This is a genomic window from Hydrogenophaga sp. H7 (genome assembly GCF_002025745.1).
Classification (GTDB): Bacteria; Pseudomonadota; Gammaproteobacteria; order Burkholderiales; family Burkholderiaceae_C; genus Hydrogenophaga; species Hydrogenophaga pseudoflava.
This window is the reverse complement of the sequence record NZ_MCIC01000012.1, coordinates 177,068-190,328: the sequence shown is the minus strand read 5'-3', so window position 1 is coordinate 190,328 and position 13,261 is coordinate 177,068. Positions and strand designations below refer to the sequence as shown.

The following is a 13,261-nucleotide window of genomic DNA, read 5'->3' as shown; positions in this document are numbered from 1 at the left end:
GGAACGGGGTGTTCAGACACCCTCAACGGCAAACATGCGGATCGAACCCGCGCCCTCGCGCAGTTCGCGCGCACGGGTGTAGGTTTCGGAGTGGTAGTAGGCCTGTGCGGTGGCGATGTCCTTGAACTTCAGCACCACGACCCGCTGCGGGAGCCAGCCGCCTTCCAGCGGTTCGACGCGGCCACCGCGCACCAGCACCTCGGCGCCAAATTCCTGCATCGCGCGGGTGCTCCACTCGCGGTAGACCCTCATCTGTGCTTCGTCGGTGATGGTCACCTCCGCAATGATGTACGCACTCATTGGAAATCGTTCTCCAGCAGCGGATTTGTTTTGGTTACGGAATCGAGCGCGACCAGGGTTTCCAGCAGCGCCTTCATGCGGCCCAGCGGCACCGCGTTCGGTCCGTCGGACCAGGCCTCGGCCGGCTTCGGGTGCGTTTCCATGAACAGGCCGGCCACACCCACGGCGACACCCGCGCGGGCCAGCACCGGCACCATCTCGCGCGCACCGCCGCTGACGGCACCCAGACCACCGGGCTTCTGCACCGAGTGGGTGACGTCGAACACCACCGGCGCGCCGGACTTGCGCATTTCGGCCAGGCTGGTCATGTCGGCCACCAGGTTGTTGTAGCCGAAGCTCACGCCGCGTTCGCAGGCCAGGAATCGGTCTTCCGACAGGCCGGCGTCCTTCGCGGCGGCGCGGGCCTTGTCGATGACGTTCTTCATGTCCCAGGGGGCGAGGAACTGGCCCTTCTTGATGTTCACCGGCTTGCCCGACTGCGCCACGGCGCGGATGAAATCGGTTTGGCGGCACAGGAAGGCCGGCGTCTGCAGCACGTCCACCACGGCTGCGACCTCGGCCACCTGCGACTCGTCGTGCACGTCGGTCAGCACGGGCAGCTGCAGCTGGCGGCGCACTTCGTCGAGGATCTTCAGTCCCGCGTCCAGTCCAACGCCGCGCTGGCTGCTGCCAGACGAGCGGTTGGCCTTGTCGAAGGAGCCCTTGTAGATCAGCGGAATGCCCAGCGCGCCGCAAATTTCCTTGAGCTGACCGGCGACATCGAGCGACATCTGCAGACCTTCGATGGAACAGGTGCCCGCGATCAGGAAGAAGCGCCGGTCCAGGCCGACGTCGAATCCGCAGAGTTGCATGGCGGTGTTCCGATCAGGCCTTGGCGGCCTTCTGGTGCTGGACCGCCGCCTTGACGAAGGCGTTGAACAGCGGGTGACCGGCCCAGGGAGTGGACTTGAACTCGGGGTGGAACTGCACGCCGATGAACCACGGGTGCTCGCTCTGCGGTAGTTCGACGATCTCGGTCAGCTGTTCGCGCTGGGTCAGAGCCGAGATCACCAGACCGGCCTTACGCAGCTGGTCGAGGTAGTTGACGTTGGCCTCGTAGCGGTGGCGGTGGCGCTCGGTCACCACGTCGCCATAGATGCTGTGCGCCAGCGTGCCGGGGGCCACGTCGGAGCTCTGCGCGCCCAGGCGCATGGTGCCGCCCAGGTCGGAACTGGCGTCGCGCTTCTGGATGCTGCCGTCCGCGTCTTTCCATTCCTCGATCAGTGCGATCACCGGGTGGGGCGTGGCGGCATCGAACTCGGTGCTGTTGGCACCTTCGAGGCCCGCGACGTGGCGCGCGTACTCGATGGTCGCAACCTGCATGCCCAGGCAGATGCCGAGATAGGGCACCTTGTGCTCACGCGCGAAGCGGGCGGTGGCGATCTTGCCTTCCACGCCGCGCTGACCGAAACCGCCGGGCACCAGGATGGCGTCGTACTGTGCCAGCTTGGTCGCCACATCGGCACCCTCCATGGTTTCGGAGTCGACGTGGTCGATCTTGACGCGCACATGGTTGCGCATGCCGGCGTGGCGCAGGGCCTCGTTGACCGATTTGTAGCTGTCCGAGAGGTCGACGTACTTGCCGACCATGGCGATCTTCACCTCGCCTTGCGGGTGTTCGGTCTCGTAAACCAGGTCGTCCCAGCGCTTGAGGCTGGTGGGTGGGGTGTTCAGGCGCAGCTTGTCGCAGATCAGGCCGTCCAGGCCCTGCTCGTGCAGCATGCGCGGCACCTTGTAGATCGTGTCCACGTCCCACATGCTGATCACGCCCCACTCGGGCACGTTGGTGAACAGCGAAATCTTGGCGCGCTCCTCTTCGGGAATGCGTCGGTCGGCACGGCACAGCAGGGCGTCGGCCGAGATGCCGATCTCGCGAAGTTTCTGCACCGTGTGCTGGGTCGGTTTGGTTTTGAGCTCACCGGCCGCGGCAATCCACGGCAGGTAGGTCAGGTGCACGAAGGCCGAGTTGTTCGGGCCCATGCGCAGGCTCATCTGGCGCACGGCTTCGAGGAAGGGCAGGGACTCGATGTCGCCCACCGTGCCGCCGATCTCGACGATGGCCACGTCCACGGCATCGGGCGTGCCGATGCCGGCGCCGCGCTTGATGAACTCCTGGATCTCGTTGGTGACGTGCGGGATGACCTGCACGGTCTTGCCGAGGTAGTCGCCGCGGCGTTCCTTCTCCAGCACCGACTGGTAGATCTTGCCGGTGGTGAAGTTGTTGGTCTTCTTCATGCGCGTTTCGATGAAACGCTCATAGTGACCAAGGTCCAGGTCGGTTTCGGCGCCGTCGTCGGTGACGAACACCTCGCCGTGCTGGAAGGGCGACATGGTGCCCGGGTCCACGTTGATGTACGGGTCGAGCTTGATGAGGGTGACTTTGAGGCCGCGCGATTCAAGGATCGCAGCCAGGGAAGCAGAAGCAATGCCCTTGCCAAGGGAGGACACCACACCGCCGGTGACGAACACGAATTTGGTCATGACTCGGGCGAGCCGGGCGCTCGCAGGAGGTGGAAATGGCGATTATAGGCGCCACCCCCCTGTTGGCCCGGCCGCACGGACCGGTCACGACACGGTCGGTCCGCGGGCTGTGGTGCTCAGCGGTTGCCGCGCACCCGCAGCAGGAAATTCCTCTCCAGCTTGCCGCCGCCACTGGCCTGGGCCGTCACCGTCACAAGGAAGTCCTCGTCCTGGCCGGAGGTGTTGTCGTAGCACTCGGGAAAGCCCTTGCAGGTCTGGGTGATGAGGCCGGTGCTGCTGTTGATGCGCAGATTGGTCAGCAGTGCCGCCACCGCGCTGCCCGAGGCGCTGACGCCGTCCAGCTTGAACGAGTAGCTCAGGGTTTCGCCGGCGGGCGGGGTGGCCGAGGTGTCGATGGCCCAGCGCGACTGGGTGGCGGTGCTGCCGGCGTACGCGGGATTGACCGGGCCGAAGTCGGCCTCGTTGCCCGAGTAGAAGCTGCCATCGGGCCTGATCTTGTCCAGCGGGTGGTAGCTGTCGCTGTCGGCAAACCAGACGTTGGCCAGGGCACCCCCCGTGGGCGCTTCGCCTTCCGGTCCGTCGGAGCCTCCTCCACAGGCTGCAAGGGAGGCCAGGACAAGGCTGGCGCTGAGGAGCATGGGAAGGCGGGTCAAGTGCATGGCCAAGGGTGTCCTGATATGGAAGGTTGGTCAAAGCGCAGATTATGGGTTCGCGCGGCCGTGGCCTGCTGGCAGGCGTTTCAAACTGCTACATTGCGGCCATGAGTGAACTCGCCGGCAAACACATTGTCCTGGGGCTGTCGGGCGGGATCGCCTGCTACAAGGCGGCCGAATTCTGTCGCGCCCTGATCAAGGCCGGCGCCACTGTCCAGGTGGTCATGACCGACGCGGCCACCCAGTTCATCACACCGGTCACGATGCAGGCCCTGTCAGGTCGCACGGTGTTCTCGTCCCAGTGGGACAACCGCAACGCAGCGGGCGTGGACAACAACATGCCCCACATCAACCTGAGCCGGGAAGCCGACGCGATTGTGGTGGCCCCCGCCAGCGCCGACTTCATGGCCAAGCTGCTGCACGGCCGGGCCGACGACCTGCTCAGTCTGATGTGCCTGGCGCGCCCGATCGACAAGGTTCCACTCATCCTGGCGCCTGCCATGAACCGCGAGATGTGGGCCCACCCGGCCACGCAGCGCAATGTGGCCCAGCTCAAGGCCGATGGCGCCACGGTGCTGGACGTGGGCGTGGGTGATCAGGCCTGTGGCGAGATTGGCGACGGGCGCATGCTCGAACCGGACGAACTGCTGTACGAGCTCATCCGCTTCTTCACGCCCAAGCTGCTGGCCGGCCACCAGGTGCTGGTCAGCGCCGGCCCGACCTTCGAGGCGATCGACCCGGTCCGGGGTCTGACCAACCTGTCCAGCGGCAAGATGGGTTTTGCCATTGCCAGGGCCGCGCACGAGGCGGGCGCCCATGTGACGCTGGTGGCTGGGCCGGTGAGCCTGCCGACCCCCCGAGGCGTGGGGCGCATCAACGTCAAGTCCGCGCTGAACATGCAGAAGACGCTCGGCGTACTGAGCCAGAACGCCACGGTGTTCATCTCGGCCGCCGCGGTAGCCGACTGGCGTCCGGCCGACATCGCCGTGCAGAAGATCAAGAAAGACGGTTCCGGCCAGGTGCCGACCCTGGGCTTCGTCGAGAACCCCGACATCCTGGCCGGCATTGCCCAGACCGCCCGCGCGCAGAGCCGGGCGCTGTACTGCGTCGGGTTCGCCGCCGAAAGCGAGGACCTGCTGGCCCATGCGCAGGCCAAGCGCGTGCGCAAGGGCGTGCCGCTGCTGGTGGGCAACATCGGTCCCGACACCTTTGGCCAGGACGACAACGCCCTGCTGCTGGTGGATGAGCAGGGCAGTTCGGAGCTGCCCCGGGCGTCCAAGCTGCAGCTGGCGCGGCAGCTCGTGGTGGAGATCGCGCGGCGTCTGCCCAACCCCTCGCCGCTGCCAGCCACGACCTGACCTGGTAACGCCGGTTGCCCGGTGTGGGTAAGCTCGCTATCATCGAATAAGCAATTGCTTATTCGATGATTTGGAGGAGACGCCCATGCCATCCCGAATTCCGACCCATCGGCCCCCGGTGCCAGGGACACCTTCTGTCGCTGTCAACGAATCCCGGCGCCACTGGGTGCGGACCGCCGCCGGCCTGGGGGCCGCCGGGCTGGGCCTGGCCCTGGTACCAGAGGTCCGGGTGTTCGCCCAGCAGGTGCAGGAATTCATCGAAGGCCCGCCGGTGCCGGACGTCAAACCCGAGCAGCTGTCGCCCCACGTCTGGATGGTTTACGCCAAGGAGGGCTTTCCGACACAGGACAACCAGGGCCTGATGGCGAGCGTCATCTTCGTGGTGACGCAGAAGGGCGTGGTGGTGCTGGACAGCGGCGCCTCGCTGCAGATCGGTCAGATGGCGATCCGCATGATCAAGACCGTCACGCCCAAGCCGGTGATCGCGGTGTTCAACAGCCACTACCACGGCGACCACTGGCTGGGCAACCACGCGTTTGCCGAAGCCTATGGCAAGGACCTGCCGATCCATGCGCTGGCGTACACGCGCGAGCAGATCGCCGGTCAGGAGGGCAACCTCTGGCGCAGCCTGATGGAGCGCTGGACCAACCAGGCCACCCTGGGCACCCAGGTGGTGGCGCCCAACCGGACCGTCGAGCACGGACAGGTGTTCGACTACGGCGACGTGCAGATCCGGCTGCACCACTACGGTCGGGCCCACACGCCGTCGGACCTGTGTTTCGAGGTCGTGCAGGACAAGCTGACTTATGTGGGCGACATCGCGATGGCGAACCGCATCGCCAACATCGACGACGGTTCCTACCCAGGCACCTTCAAGTACTACGAGGCGCTCAGGAGCGCCGCGGGCGACCAGCTCTGGCTGCCCGGTCACGGCCGGGGCAGCAAGGACCTGCTGGACACCTATGGCACGTTCATGCGGGGCATCTGGGAACCGTGTGTGCAGGCGGTCAAGGACGGCATTCCGCTGGATGGCGCCAAGGCGCTGGTGATGAAAGACCCCCGTGTCGCCAGCCGCGCGAAGACCATGGACGGCTTCGACAGCAACATCGGCAAGTACACCAGCCTGGCCTACCTGGAAGCGGAGAAGGAAGCGTTCTGAACCTTCAGGCCCACCAGGGCAGCAGCCGCTTCATCGCGGCGACCTCACCCGGATGGTCGGGCAGGTAACCGGTCATCGACTGCAGGCGCTGCTGCCAGCTCGCGCTGCACAACATCTTCAGCAACGCTTGCACCGGCGCCTGTTCCAGTGCCGATTTCAGGCACACCAGCAGGTAGCGCTCGTCCGTCAGCGGCACAAAACCGAGTCCCTGGATGCGCGCTGTGTACTCTGTGCCCAGGCCCACGTCGGCTTCGCCGCTGGCCACGGCCTGGGCCACCGCCGCATGGGAGCTTTCCTCGCGGTCGAAGCCGTTGAGGTCGGCGCTGCTCAGGCCGTCCTGGCTCAGCAACTCCTCCAGCAGCAGCCGGGTGCCGGTGCCGATGGCGCGGTTGACGAAGCGTGCGCGCTGCTGCGACACATCGCGCAGATCGCGCAAGCGCAAGGGGTTGCCGGGCGCCACCATCAACCCCTGCGAGCGGCGCGCAAAACCGATGATCTTGTGTGTGCCGGGCTTGAGCAGCGGGCGGTAGGTGCGGGCGCTGCGGCTGTCGGCGTCCGCAAACGGCTGGGTGTGGAAGCCCGCCAGCAGGCAGCGGCCTTCGTTGAGGGCGCGGATCGCGTCGACGCTGCCGGTGAAGCGGATGTCCAGATGCACGCCGGGCTCGTTCGCCGTCTGCGACGAGGCGGCCAGTTCCTGAAGCTCGGCCAGCGCATGGTCGTGGCTGGCGTACAGCGTCAGGACCTCGCGGGGGCGCTGCGCGTCGTCGAAAGCCAAGGCAAAGGCCCGTTCCAGCTCCGCGCGCAGGCTCTCCATCTGCGGGCCCAGCCGCGCCTGGGCCAGACGCTCGGCCATCAGCAGGCGCTGGCCGAAGGGTGAGAGCAGGGCGGACTGCCCGCGTTCCCAGACCAACAGTTCGCGCCCGAGCTGCTGTTCCCACTCCTTGAGCTGGCCCCAGACATGGCGGTACGAGAGGCCCAACTGCCGGGCTGCCGCGGAAATCGAACCCTGCTCGTGCACGGCGTGCAGCACATCCATCATCGGGTTGCTCAGCAACGCCGAGCCCCGCCCGCGCTCCGGGCGTTCGGCCATCAGCGAATAGGACATCGCAATCCGTTTCATGGGCGTCGAGTGTGCCTGAGAGCTTCCATATGCAAACAAGTTCCTATGTTGATTTGTTCATACCGAGTTGCCACGTACTCTCAAACCCGTAGCGCCCGCTTATGCTGCGGCGCAACGTATGAACACTTTTTCCGATAGCGCAGTCACCGCGCTCGAACTCATCCTCTCGGGCGATGCCAGTCTCTGGGCGATCGTGACGCGCTCCCTCGCCGTGAGCGCCACGGCCTGCCTGTTTGCCTGCGGCCTGGGACTCTTGCTCGGCGCCTGGCTGGCGGTGGCGCGGTTCCCGGGGCGGCCGATGGTGCTGACCGTGCTCAACACCTTCCTGGCCATTCCGTCGGTGGTGGTGGGCCTGGTGATCTACCTGCTGCTTTCGCGCTCCGGCCCGCTGGGTTTCCTGGGCTGGCTGTTCAGCTTCCAGGCCATGGTGCTGGCGCAGGCGATCCTGGTGCTGCCGCTGGTCACTGCGCTCACGCGCCAGGTGGTCGAAGACGCCGACCGCAGCCACGGCGAGCAGCTGTCTTCGCTGGGAGCGGGTCTGGGCCTGCGCAGCCTGCTGATGGCCTGGGACGAGCGCTACGCGCTGCTCACGGTGCTGATCACCGCCTTCGGCCGCGCGGTGTCCGAGGTGGGCGCGGTGATGATCGTCGGCGGCAACATCGACGGCTTCACCCGCGTCATGACCACCGCCATCGCGCTGGAGACCAGCAAGGGCGACCTGCCGCTGGCGCTGGGTCTGGGCATCGTGCTGCTGGCGGTGGTGCTGCTGCTCAACAGCCTGGTGGCGCTGCTGCGCCGCTGGCGCGAACACCTGGACGGTGGCGATCTGCGGATGGCCACGACATGAAGGTGGAACTCTCCGCGACGGGCGAGGTGTTCGGCAGCGCGGGCGCAGCGCCGGCCGTGCTGACGTTGGCGTCGGTCCACGTGAGTCTCGGGCCCGCCGCGCAGGTGGAGGCGCTGCGGAACATCACGCTGGCCATCCACGCGGGCGAGCGCGTGGCCCTGGTCGGCCCCAACGGCTGCGGCAAGAGCACGCTGCTGCGCACGCTGCACGGCCTGCTGCCCATCGCGCAGGGCCGGCGCGAGGTGCCCCATGCCTCGCGCATCGCCATGCTGTTCCAGCGCCCGCACATGCTGCGCATGTCGGTGCGGCGCAACCTGCAGCTGGGCCTGTGGCTCAGCGGCGTACCCTGGGGACAGACCAAGGAACGCGCCCGACAGGCGCTGGAGCGCGTGCAGCTGGCGTCGCTGGCCGAGCGCAACGGCCGCGCGCTGTCGGGCGGACAGCAGCAGCGCGTGGCGCTGGCGCGGGCCTGGGCGCTGCGGCCCGATGTGTGGCTGCTGGACGAGCCCACCGCGAGCCTGGACCCACACGCCAAGCGCGATGTCGAGGCGCTCATCGCTGATTTCGGCGACGAAGCGCCTGTGCCTGGCCACCTGCCGCCCACGCTGGTGTTCGCCAGCCACAACCTCGGCCAGGTCAAGCGCCTCGCCAGCCGCGTGGTCTACATGGAGCAGGGGCGCGTGCTGGCCGACCTGCCCGTGCAGCAGTTTTTTGATCAATCCCTGCTGGAAGAGCGCTTTCCGCAGGCCAGTGCTTTTGTCAAAGGAGAAACCACATGAAGTCGTTCACCACTTCCCGTCGCACCGTCGTGCAACTGCTCACCGCTGCCGGCCTCGTGTCGGCTGGCCTGCTGGGCGCCACTTCCGCACTGGCCCAGAGCAGCATCGTCGTGGCCTCGACCACGTCCACCGAGCAGTCGGGCCTGTTCGGCCACATCCTGCCGGCCTTCAAGCAGGCCAGCGGCATCGACGTCAAGGTGGTGGCGCTGGGCACCGGCCAGGCCATCGACATGGCGCGCCGCGGCGACGCCGACGTGCTGTTCGTGCACGACAAGGCCGCCGAAGAGAAGTTCGTGGCCGACGGCTTCGCCGCCAAACGCCAGGAGGTCATGTACAACGACTTCGTGCTGATCGGCCCGAAAGCCGACCCCGCCGGCACCAAGGGCAACGACATCGTGGCCGCGCTCAAGAAGATCGCCACCGCCAATGCGCCCTTCGTTTCGCGCGGCGACAAGAGCGGCACGCACGCGGCCGAGCTGCGCTTCTGGAAGATGACCGACACCGATGCCAACAAGGGCAGCGGCTACAAGGAATGCGGCTGCGGCATGGGCCCGGCCCTGAACATCGGCGCGAGCAGCGGAGCCTACGTGCTGGCCGACCGCGGCACCTGGCTCAACTTCAAGAACCGCGCCGACATGGCCGTTCTGGTGGAAGGTGACAAGCGCCTGTTCAACCAGTACGGCGTGATGCTGGTGAGCGCCGCCAAGCACCCGCAGGTGAAGACGGCCGACGGCCAGAAGTTTGTCGACTGGGTCACCGGCCCCGCCGGCCAGAAGGCCATCGCCGAGTACAAGATCGGCGGCGAGCAGCTGTTCTTTCCGAACGCCACGAAATGACAGTGCGCCTCAGCGCACCATCGCCACGCCCTTGATCTGGGCGTAGACCAGCTGACCCGGCGCCAGCGCCAGGCGCCGGGCCGACAGGCTGCTGATGCGAGAGAGCAGGGTGGCGCCCTGGCCGTCGGCGCCCAGGCGCAGGCTCACCACCACCTGCGCCGGGGCGTTGTCCGTCAGGCTGTCCACCACCGCCGGCAGCACGTTGAGCACGCTGGTCTGCGCAGGCATCACCAGCGACAGGCTCACATCCCGCGCCTGAATGTGCAGGCGCGCGCGCGTGCCAGGCTGTGGCACGCCCTGGCGCGACTGCGGCAGCAGCAATTGCCCACCGTCGATGTCGTAGACCGCGAGCTGGTCCGCGGGCGAATAGCCGCTGCAGTGGCCCTGCAGCACCGAGACCGCACTGTCACCGCGCGCGAGCGGCAGGTTGCTGCGCGTGAGCATCTGGGCCAGCGGGCCGTCGGCCAGCACCCGGCCCTCTTCGAGCAACACCACGTGGTCGGCCAGCCGCGCCACCTCGTCCAGCGAATGCGTCACATAGACCACCGGCACGTCCAGCGCCTCGTGCAGCTGCTCCAGCCAGGGCAGGATCTCGGCCTTGCGCGCCGTGTCCAGGGCGGCCAGCGGCTCGTCCATCAGCAGTAGCTGCGGGCTGGTGGCCAGCGCGCGGGCAATGGCCACGCGCTGGCGCTCGCCGCCCGAGAGCTCGTGCGGCCGGCGCTGCAGCAGGTGGCCGATGCCCAGCAGCTCCAGCCCGTGGCGCCAGTCGTGCCGGCGCTGCGCGGCCGGTGTGCGGTCGAAGCCGAAGCGCAGGTTGCCCTCCACCGTCAGGTGGTCGAACAGGCTGGCCTCCTGGAACACATAGCCCAGCGCGCGCCGGTGCGTGGGCAGGAACACGCCGCGCGCGCTGTCCTGCCAAGTCTGGCCGGCCACCACCACCGCGCCGGTGGCCTGGCGTTCCAGCCCGGCGAGCACGCGCAGGCAGGTGGTCTTGCCACTGCCCGAGGGGCCGAACAGCGCGGTGATGCCGTGGCCCGGCAGGGCCAGCCGCACGTCCAGCGCGAAGTCGCCCCGGTCCAGGCGGGCGTTCAGGGTCAGTGTGGTCTTGCTCATGAGGTGCGCACCCGGCGCGCCTGCCGCGCGTTGTAGACCTGCAGCGTCATCAGCACCACGAACGCGAACACCAGCATCACCGCCGCCAGCCGGTGGGCGTCGGCATACTCCAGCGCCTCAACGTGGTCGAAGATCTGCACCGACACCACCCGCGTCACGCCCGGGATGTTGCCGCCCACCATCAGCACCACACCGAACTCGCCCACCGTGTGCGCGAAGCTCATGATGCAGCCGGTCACGATGCCCGGCCGGCACAGCGGCAGCACCACATGAAAGAAGCGGTCCAGCGGTGAGGCGCGCAGCGTGGCCGCCGCCTCCAGCGGCCGCTCGCCCAGGGCCTGCATGCTGTTGAGGATGGGCTGCACCATGAACGGCAGCGAATAGAACACCGAGGCCACCACCAGCCCGGTGAAGGTGAAGGGCAGGGTGGGCAGGCCCATGGAAACCATCCAGGCGCCGATGGGCCCGTTCGGCCCCAGCCCCACCAGCAGATAGAACCCGAGCACCGACGGCGGCAGCACCAGCGGCAGCGCCACCAGCGCGCCCACGGGCCTGGCCACCCAGCTGCGCGAGCGCGCCAGCCACCACGCCAGCGGCATGCCCAGCAGCAACAGGATCAGCGTGGTCAGCGCAGCGACTTTGAAGGTCAACCAGAGCGCCTGGAGGTTGTCCGGGGTGAGGAACATGTCAGAGGTCGTAGCCGTAACTGCGGATCAGGTCCTTGATGTTCGGGCTCTGCAGCAGCTTGAACAGCTCTTTCGCAGCCTCGTTGTTCGCTCCCCGCTTGAGCAACACCGCGTCCTGCCGGATGGCGTCGTAATGGGTCTGCGGAATCACCCACATCGCCCCCCCCTTGAGTTGGCCGCCTTCCAGCACCTGCGACATCGCCACAAAGCCCACGTCGGCGTTGCCGGTCTTCACGAAGTTGAAGGTCTGGCCGATGCTCTCGCCCTGCACCAGCTTCGGCGCCAGCGCGTCCTTCAGGCCCAGCTTGTCCAGCACCTGCAGCGCGGCGGCGCCATAGGGCGCGGTCTTGGGGTTGGCGAAGGCCACCTTGCCCAGGTCTGACGCCTTGAGCACCGCGCCCTGGCCATCGACCCGGCCGGGCTTGACCGACCACAGCACCAGCTTGCCGGTGGCGTAGGTGAAGCGCGTGCCCGACTGCGCCAGACCGTCCTTCTCCAGCATCTCGGGGCGCTCGTTGTCGGCCGAGAGGAAGACGTCGAACGGCGCGCCGTTCTTGATCTGCGTGTAGAACGCGCCCGACGCACCGGTGGAGATCTTCAGCGTGTGGCCGCTGGTCTTCTGCAGTACCGCGGCGATGGCCTTGATCGGCTCGGCGAAGTTGGCAGCGACGGCCACCTGGGCTTCGGCGGCGTGGGCGGCGGTGTGCGTGAACGCGGTGCACAGCAGGACGGAAAGGGCAGAGAGCAGCAGACGCATGGGCACCTCGGTGTGAAGCGGAATGGTGGCGGGGATCGTTATCCCAAAATGGAATAGCGAGTGTAGCGCGTGGCCAGCCGGGCAGAATCGCGGCATGACAGACGCACCACCGCCGGCCGAACAGCCCCGCAACCTCCTCCACGGCGTGACCCTCGAGGCCATGGTCCGCGCACTGGAGGCGCACTACGGTTGGGACGAGCTTGCGCGGCGCATCCCCATCCGCTGCTTCGCGATCGACCCGAGCGTCAAGTCCAGCCTGACGTTCCTGCGCAAGACGCCATGGGCGCGGGAGAAGGTGGAGGGGCTTTACCTGTTCATGCTGCGGGAGGCGCGGCGGTCGCATCGGGGTGGCGTCAGAGGTTCCCAGGGCGGTGGCTGAGGAGCAAGGCCGCCGTGTCATTGGCGGCAAAGCAGCGATTGCCGTGGTTCGGGGGTATCCGCTCCAGGACTGCTTTGGTAGACGAGGCGGTCATTCAAATACCTTCAGCGGTCCTGTCCAAAGACGAGCTTCACCTTGGGATGAATCGGCAACAAGCAAGTTGCGCCCACCTGTGTGATGGCACTGATCCCGAGGGTGCCGCTCAGCCGCGAAACAGTACTCACCCAGCACCCTTGCTTCAAGATCGCAGCATTGGAATTCAGAGTGCCCATGTCATCTACGACGAATGGCTCTCAGGTGCTCTATGTCCCGATGCACGGGATCTGATATCGCAACGTCGCCCCTCAAAAGGCCTTGAGCTGTTTTTCGGGGTATAGAATAAAAACTGTTGGTGCTCGCAGTGCTGTTCAGGCATTGCAGTTCAACGGGAAGCAGGAGGGCGAGTCCCACACGGACGAACCTAACCTGCGCTGCCCCCGCAACGGTAAGCAGACGGGTGGTCCAAGGCATTGCCAAGGCCCCCATTTCTCAAAATTTCGCCACTGGGTCACACCGGGAAGGCTTTGGGAAACGCTCTGCCAGCCCGGATACCGGCCAACAAGGAGGCTGCGCCCCAAAGCGCAGCCGCATTACCCAAACACCGTCGGGGAAGGCGGTGAGGGGTCTTCGCCGGTGTCCTCATGTCGTCCCTTCGCATGTTTTTGCGAGTCTGTGCCAGCGCCTGCGCCTGCGCGTGCGCTCGCCGGGGGCTGCC

General features: G+C 66.9%; 14 protein-coding genes and 1 riboswitch. Of the genes, 6 read left to right on the top strand and 8 right to left on the bottom strand.

Going from position 1 to position 13,261, the window contains the following annotated elements:
- Window positions 1–12 precede the first annotated feature (12 nt).
- The 4 genes from BC358_RS07405 to BC358_RS07390 all read right to left on the bottom strand — a co-directional run bounded on the left by BC358_RS07405 (window position 13) and on the right by BC358_RS07390 (window position 3,479).
- Window positions 13–300, bottom strand: a complete 288-nt coding sequence (locus BC358_RS07405; RefSeq protein WP_079365313.1) for a DUF1330 domain-containing protein — start codon at window positions 298–300, stop codon at window positions 13–15.
- Window positions 297–1,151, bottom strand: a complete 855-nt coding sequence (gene kdsA / locus BC358_RS07400) for a 3-deoxy-8-phosphooctulonate synthase (RefSeq protein WP_066155541.1) — start codon at window positions 1,149–1,151, stop codon at window positions 297–299. The genes BC358_RS07405 and kdsA overlap by 4 nt, the downstream gene beginning before the upstream one ends.
- A gap of 13 nt (window positions 1,152–1,164) precedes the next feature.
- Window positions 1,165–2,820 (bottom strand): CTP synthase, encoded by a 1,656-nt coding sequence (locus BC358_RS07395; RefSeq protein WP_066155547.1) that lies wholly within the window; start codon window positions 2,818–2,820, stop codon window positions 1,165–1,167.
- 116 nt (window positions 2,821–2,936) lie between these two features.
- The gene (locus BC358_RS07390; RefSeq protein WP_127806337.1) at window positions 2,937–3,479 is read right to left on the bottom strand and encodes a hypothetical protein; all 543 of its coding nucleotides are present in this window, start codon (window positions 3,477–3,479) and stop codon (window positions 2,937–2,939) included.
- 101 nt (window positions 3,480–3,580) lie between these two features.
- Here BC358_RS07390 and coaBC point away from each other — a divergent pair, with 101 nt between their 5' ends.
- Window positions 3,581–4,831 (top strand): bifunctional phosphopantothenoylcysteine decarboxylase/phosphopantothenate--cysteine ligase CoaBC, encoded by a 1,251-nt coding sequence (gene coaBC, locus BC358_RS07385; protein WP_079365559.1) that lies wholly within the window; start codon window positions 3,581–3,583, stop codon window positions 4,829–4,831.
- A gap of 85 nt (window positions 4,832–4,916) precedes the next feature.
- Window positions 4,917–5,990, top strand: coding sequence for an MBL fold metallo-hydrolase (locus BC358_RS07380; RefSeq protein WP_079365312.1), 1,074 nt, complete (start codon window positions 4,917–4,919; stop codon window positions 5,988–5,990).
- A gap of 4 nt (window positions 5,991–5,994) precedes the next feature.
- On the opposite strand, the gene BC358_RS07375 is transcribed toward BC358_RS07380, so the two are convergent.
- Window positions 5,995–7,110: a substrate-binding domain-containing protein gene (locus BC358_RS07375; RefSeq protein WP_079365311.1), complete on the bottom strand. Its 1,116-nt coding sequence runs from the start codon at window positions 7,108–7,110 to the stop codon at window positions 5,995–5,997.
- A 118-nt stretch (window positions 7,111–7,228) separates the two neighbouring features.
- On the opposite strand from BC358_RS07375, the gene BC358_RS07370 reads away from it, so the two are divergent.
- Genes BC358_RS07370 through BC358_RS07360 form a run of 3 tightly spaced genes read left to right on the top strand, consistent with a single transcriptional unit; the run spans window position 7,229 to window position 9,572 of the window.
- Window positions 7,229–7,957 (top strand): ABC transporter permease, encoded by a 729-nt coding sequence (locus BC358_RS07370; protein WP_066155557.1) that lies wholly within the window; start codon window positions 7,229–7,231, stop codon window positions 7,955–7,957.
- Window positions 7,954–8,736 carry a phosphate ABC transporter ATP-binding protein gene (locus tag BC358_RS07365; protein WP_079365310.1) on the top strand — a complete coding sequence of 261 codons (783 nt, stop codon included), beginning with the start codon at window positions 7,954–7,956 and terminating at the stop codon, window positions 8,734–8,736. The genes BC358_RS07370 and BC358_RS07365 overlap by 4 nt, the downstream gene beginning before the upstream one ends.
- Window positions 8,733–9,572 (top strand): extracellular solute-binding protein, encoded by an 840-nt coding sequence (locus tag BC358_RS07360; protein WP_079365309.1) that lies wholly within the window; start codon window positions 8,733–8,735, stop codon window positions 9,570–9,572. The genes BC358_RS07365 and BC358_RS07360 overlap by 4 nt, the downstream gene beginning before the upstream one ends.
- Before the next feature lie 9 nt (window positions 9,573–9,581).
- On the opposite strand, the gene modC is transcribed toward BC358_RS07360, so the two are convergent.
- Genes modC through modA form a run of 3 tightly spaced genes read right to left on the bottom strand, consistent with a single transcriptional unit; the run spans window position 9,582 to window position 12,128 of the window.
- Window positions 9,582–10,685 (bottom strand): molybdenum ABC transporter ATP-binding protein, encoded by a 1,104-nt coding sequence (gene modC, locus BC358_RS07355; RefSeq protein WP_079365308.1) that lies wholly within the window; start codon window positions 10,683–10,685, stop codon window positions 9,582–9,584.
- Complete coding sequence (gene modB, locus BC358_RS07350) at window positions 10,682–11,371, bottom strand: molybdate ABC transporter permease subunit (RefSeq protein WP_079365307.1); 690 nt, start codon at window positions 11,369–11,371, stop codon at window positions 10,682–10,684. Before modB ends, modC begins: the two co-directional genes overlap by 4 nt.
- 1 nt (window position 11,372) lies before the next feature.
- Window positions 11,373–12,128, bottom strand: a complete 756-nt coding sequence (gene modA, locus BC358_RS07345) for a molybdate ABC transporter substrate-binding protein (RefSeq protein ID WP_079365306.1) — start codon at window positions 12,126–12,128, stop codon at window positions 11,373–11,375.
- Window positions 12,129–12,222: 94 nt separating this feature from the next.
- Here modA and BC358_RS07340 point away from each other — a divergent pair, with 94 nt between their 5' ends.
- Window positions 12,223–12,507: a VF530 family DNA-binding protein gene (locus tag BC358_RS07340; RefSeq protein ID WP_079365305.1), complete on the top strand. Its 285-nt coding sequence runs from the start codon at window positions 12,223–12,225 to the stop codon at window positions 12,505–12,507.
- Between the two features lie 372 nt (window positions 12,508–12,879).
- Window positions 12,880–13,121, top strand: a riboswitch (cobalamin riboswitch).
- Window positions 13,122–13,261: the final 140 nt, after the last annotated feature.

Coding starts and splice junctions, on each gene's coding strand:
- BC358_RS07365 (WP_079365310.1), top strand. CDS start 7,954: ATGAAGGTGGAACTCTCCGCGACGGGCGAGGTGTTCGGCAGCGCGGGC.
- BC358_RS07370 (WP_066155557.1), top strand. CDS start 7,229: ATGAACACTTTTTCCGATAGCGCAGTCACCGCGCTCGAACTCATCCTC.
- modA (WP_079365306.1), bottom strand. CDS start 12,128: ATGCGTCTGCTGCTCTCTGCCCTTTCCGTCCTGCTGTGCACCGCGTTC.
- BC358_RS07360 (WP_079365309.1), top strand. CDS start 8,733: ATGAAGTCGTTCACCACTTCCCGTCGCACCGTCGTGCAACTGCTCACC.
- modC (WP_079365308.1), bottom strand. CDS start 10,685: ATGAGCAAGACCACACTGACCCTGAACGCCCGCCTGGACCGGGGCGAC.
- BC358_RS07395 (WP_066155547.1), bottom strand. CDS start 2,820: ATGACCAAATTCGTGTTCGTCACCGGCGGTGTGGTGTCCTCCCTTGGC.
- kdsA (WP_066155541.1), bottom strand. CDS start 1,151: ATGCAACTCTGCGGATTCGACGTCGGCCTGGACCGGCGCTTCTTCCTG.
- BC358_RS07380 (WP_079365312.1), top strand. CDS start 4,917: ATGCCATCCCGAATTCCGACCCATCGGCCCCCGGTGCCAGGGACACCT.
- BC358_RS07340 (WP_079365305.1), top strand. CDS start 12,223: ATGACAGACGCACCACCGCCGGCCGAACAGCCCCGCAACCTCCTCCAC.
- BC358_RS07390 (WP_127806337.1), bottom strand. CDS start 3,479: ATGCACTTGACCCGCCTTCCCATGCTCCTCAGCGCCAGCCTTGTCCTG.
- coaBC (WP_079365559.1), top strand. CDS start 3,581: ATGAGTGAACTCGCCGGCAAACACATTGTCCTGGGGCTGTCGGGCGGG.
- BC358_RS07375 (WP_079365311.1), bottom strand. CDS start 7,110: ATGAAACGGATTGCGATGTCCTATTCGCTGATGGCCGAACGCCCGGAG.
- modB (WP_079365307.1), bottom strand. CDS start 11,371: ATGTTCCTCACCCCGGACAACCTCCAGGCGCTCTGGTTGACCTTCAAA.
- BC358_RS07405 (WP_079365313.1), bottom strand. CDS start 300: ATGAGTGCGTACATCATTGCGGAGGTGACCATCACCGACGAAGCACAG.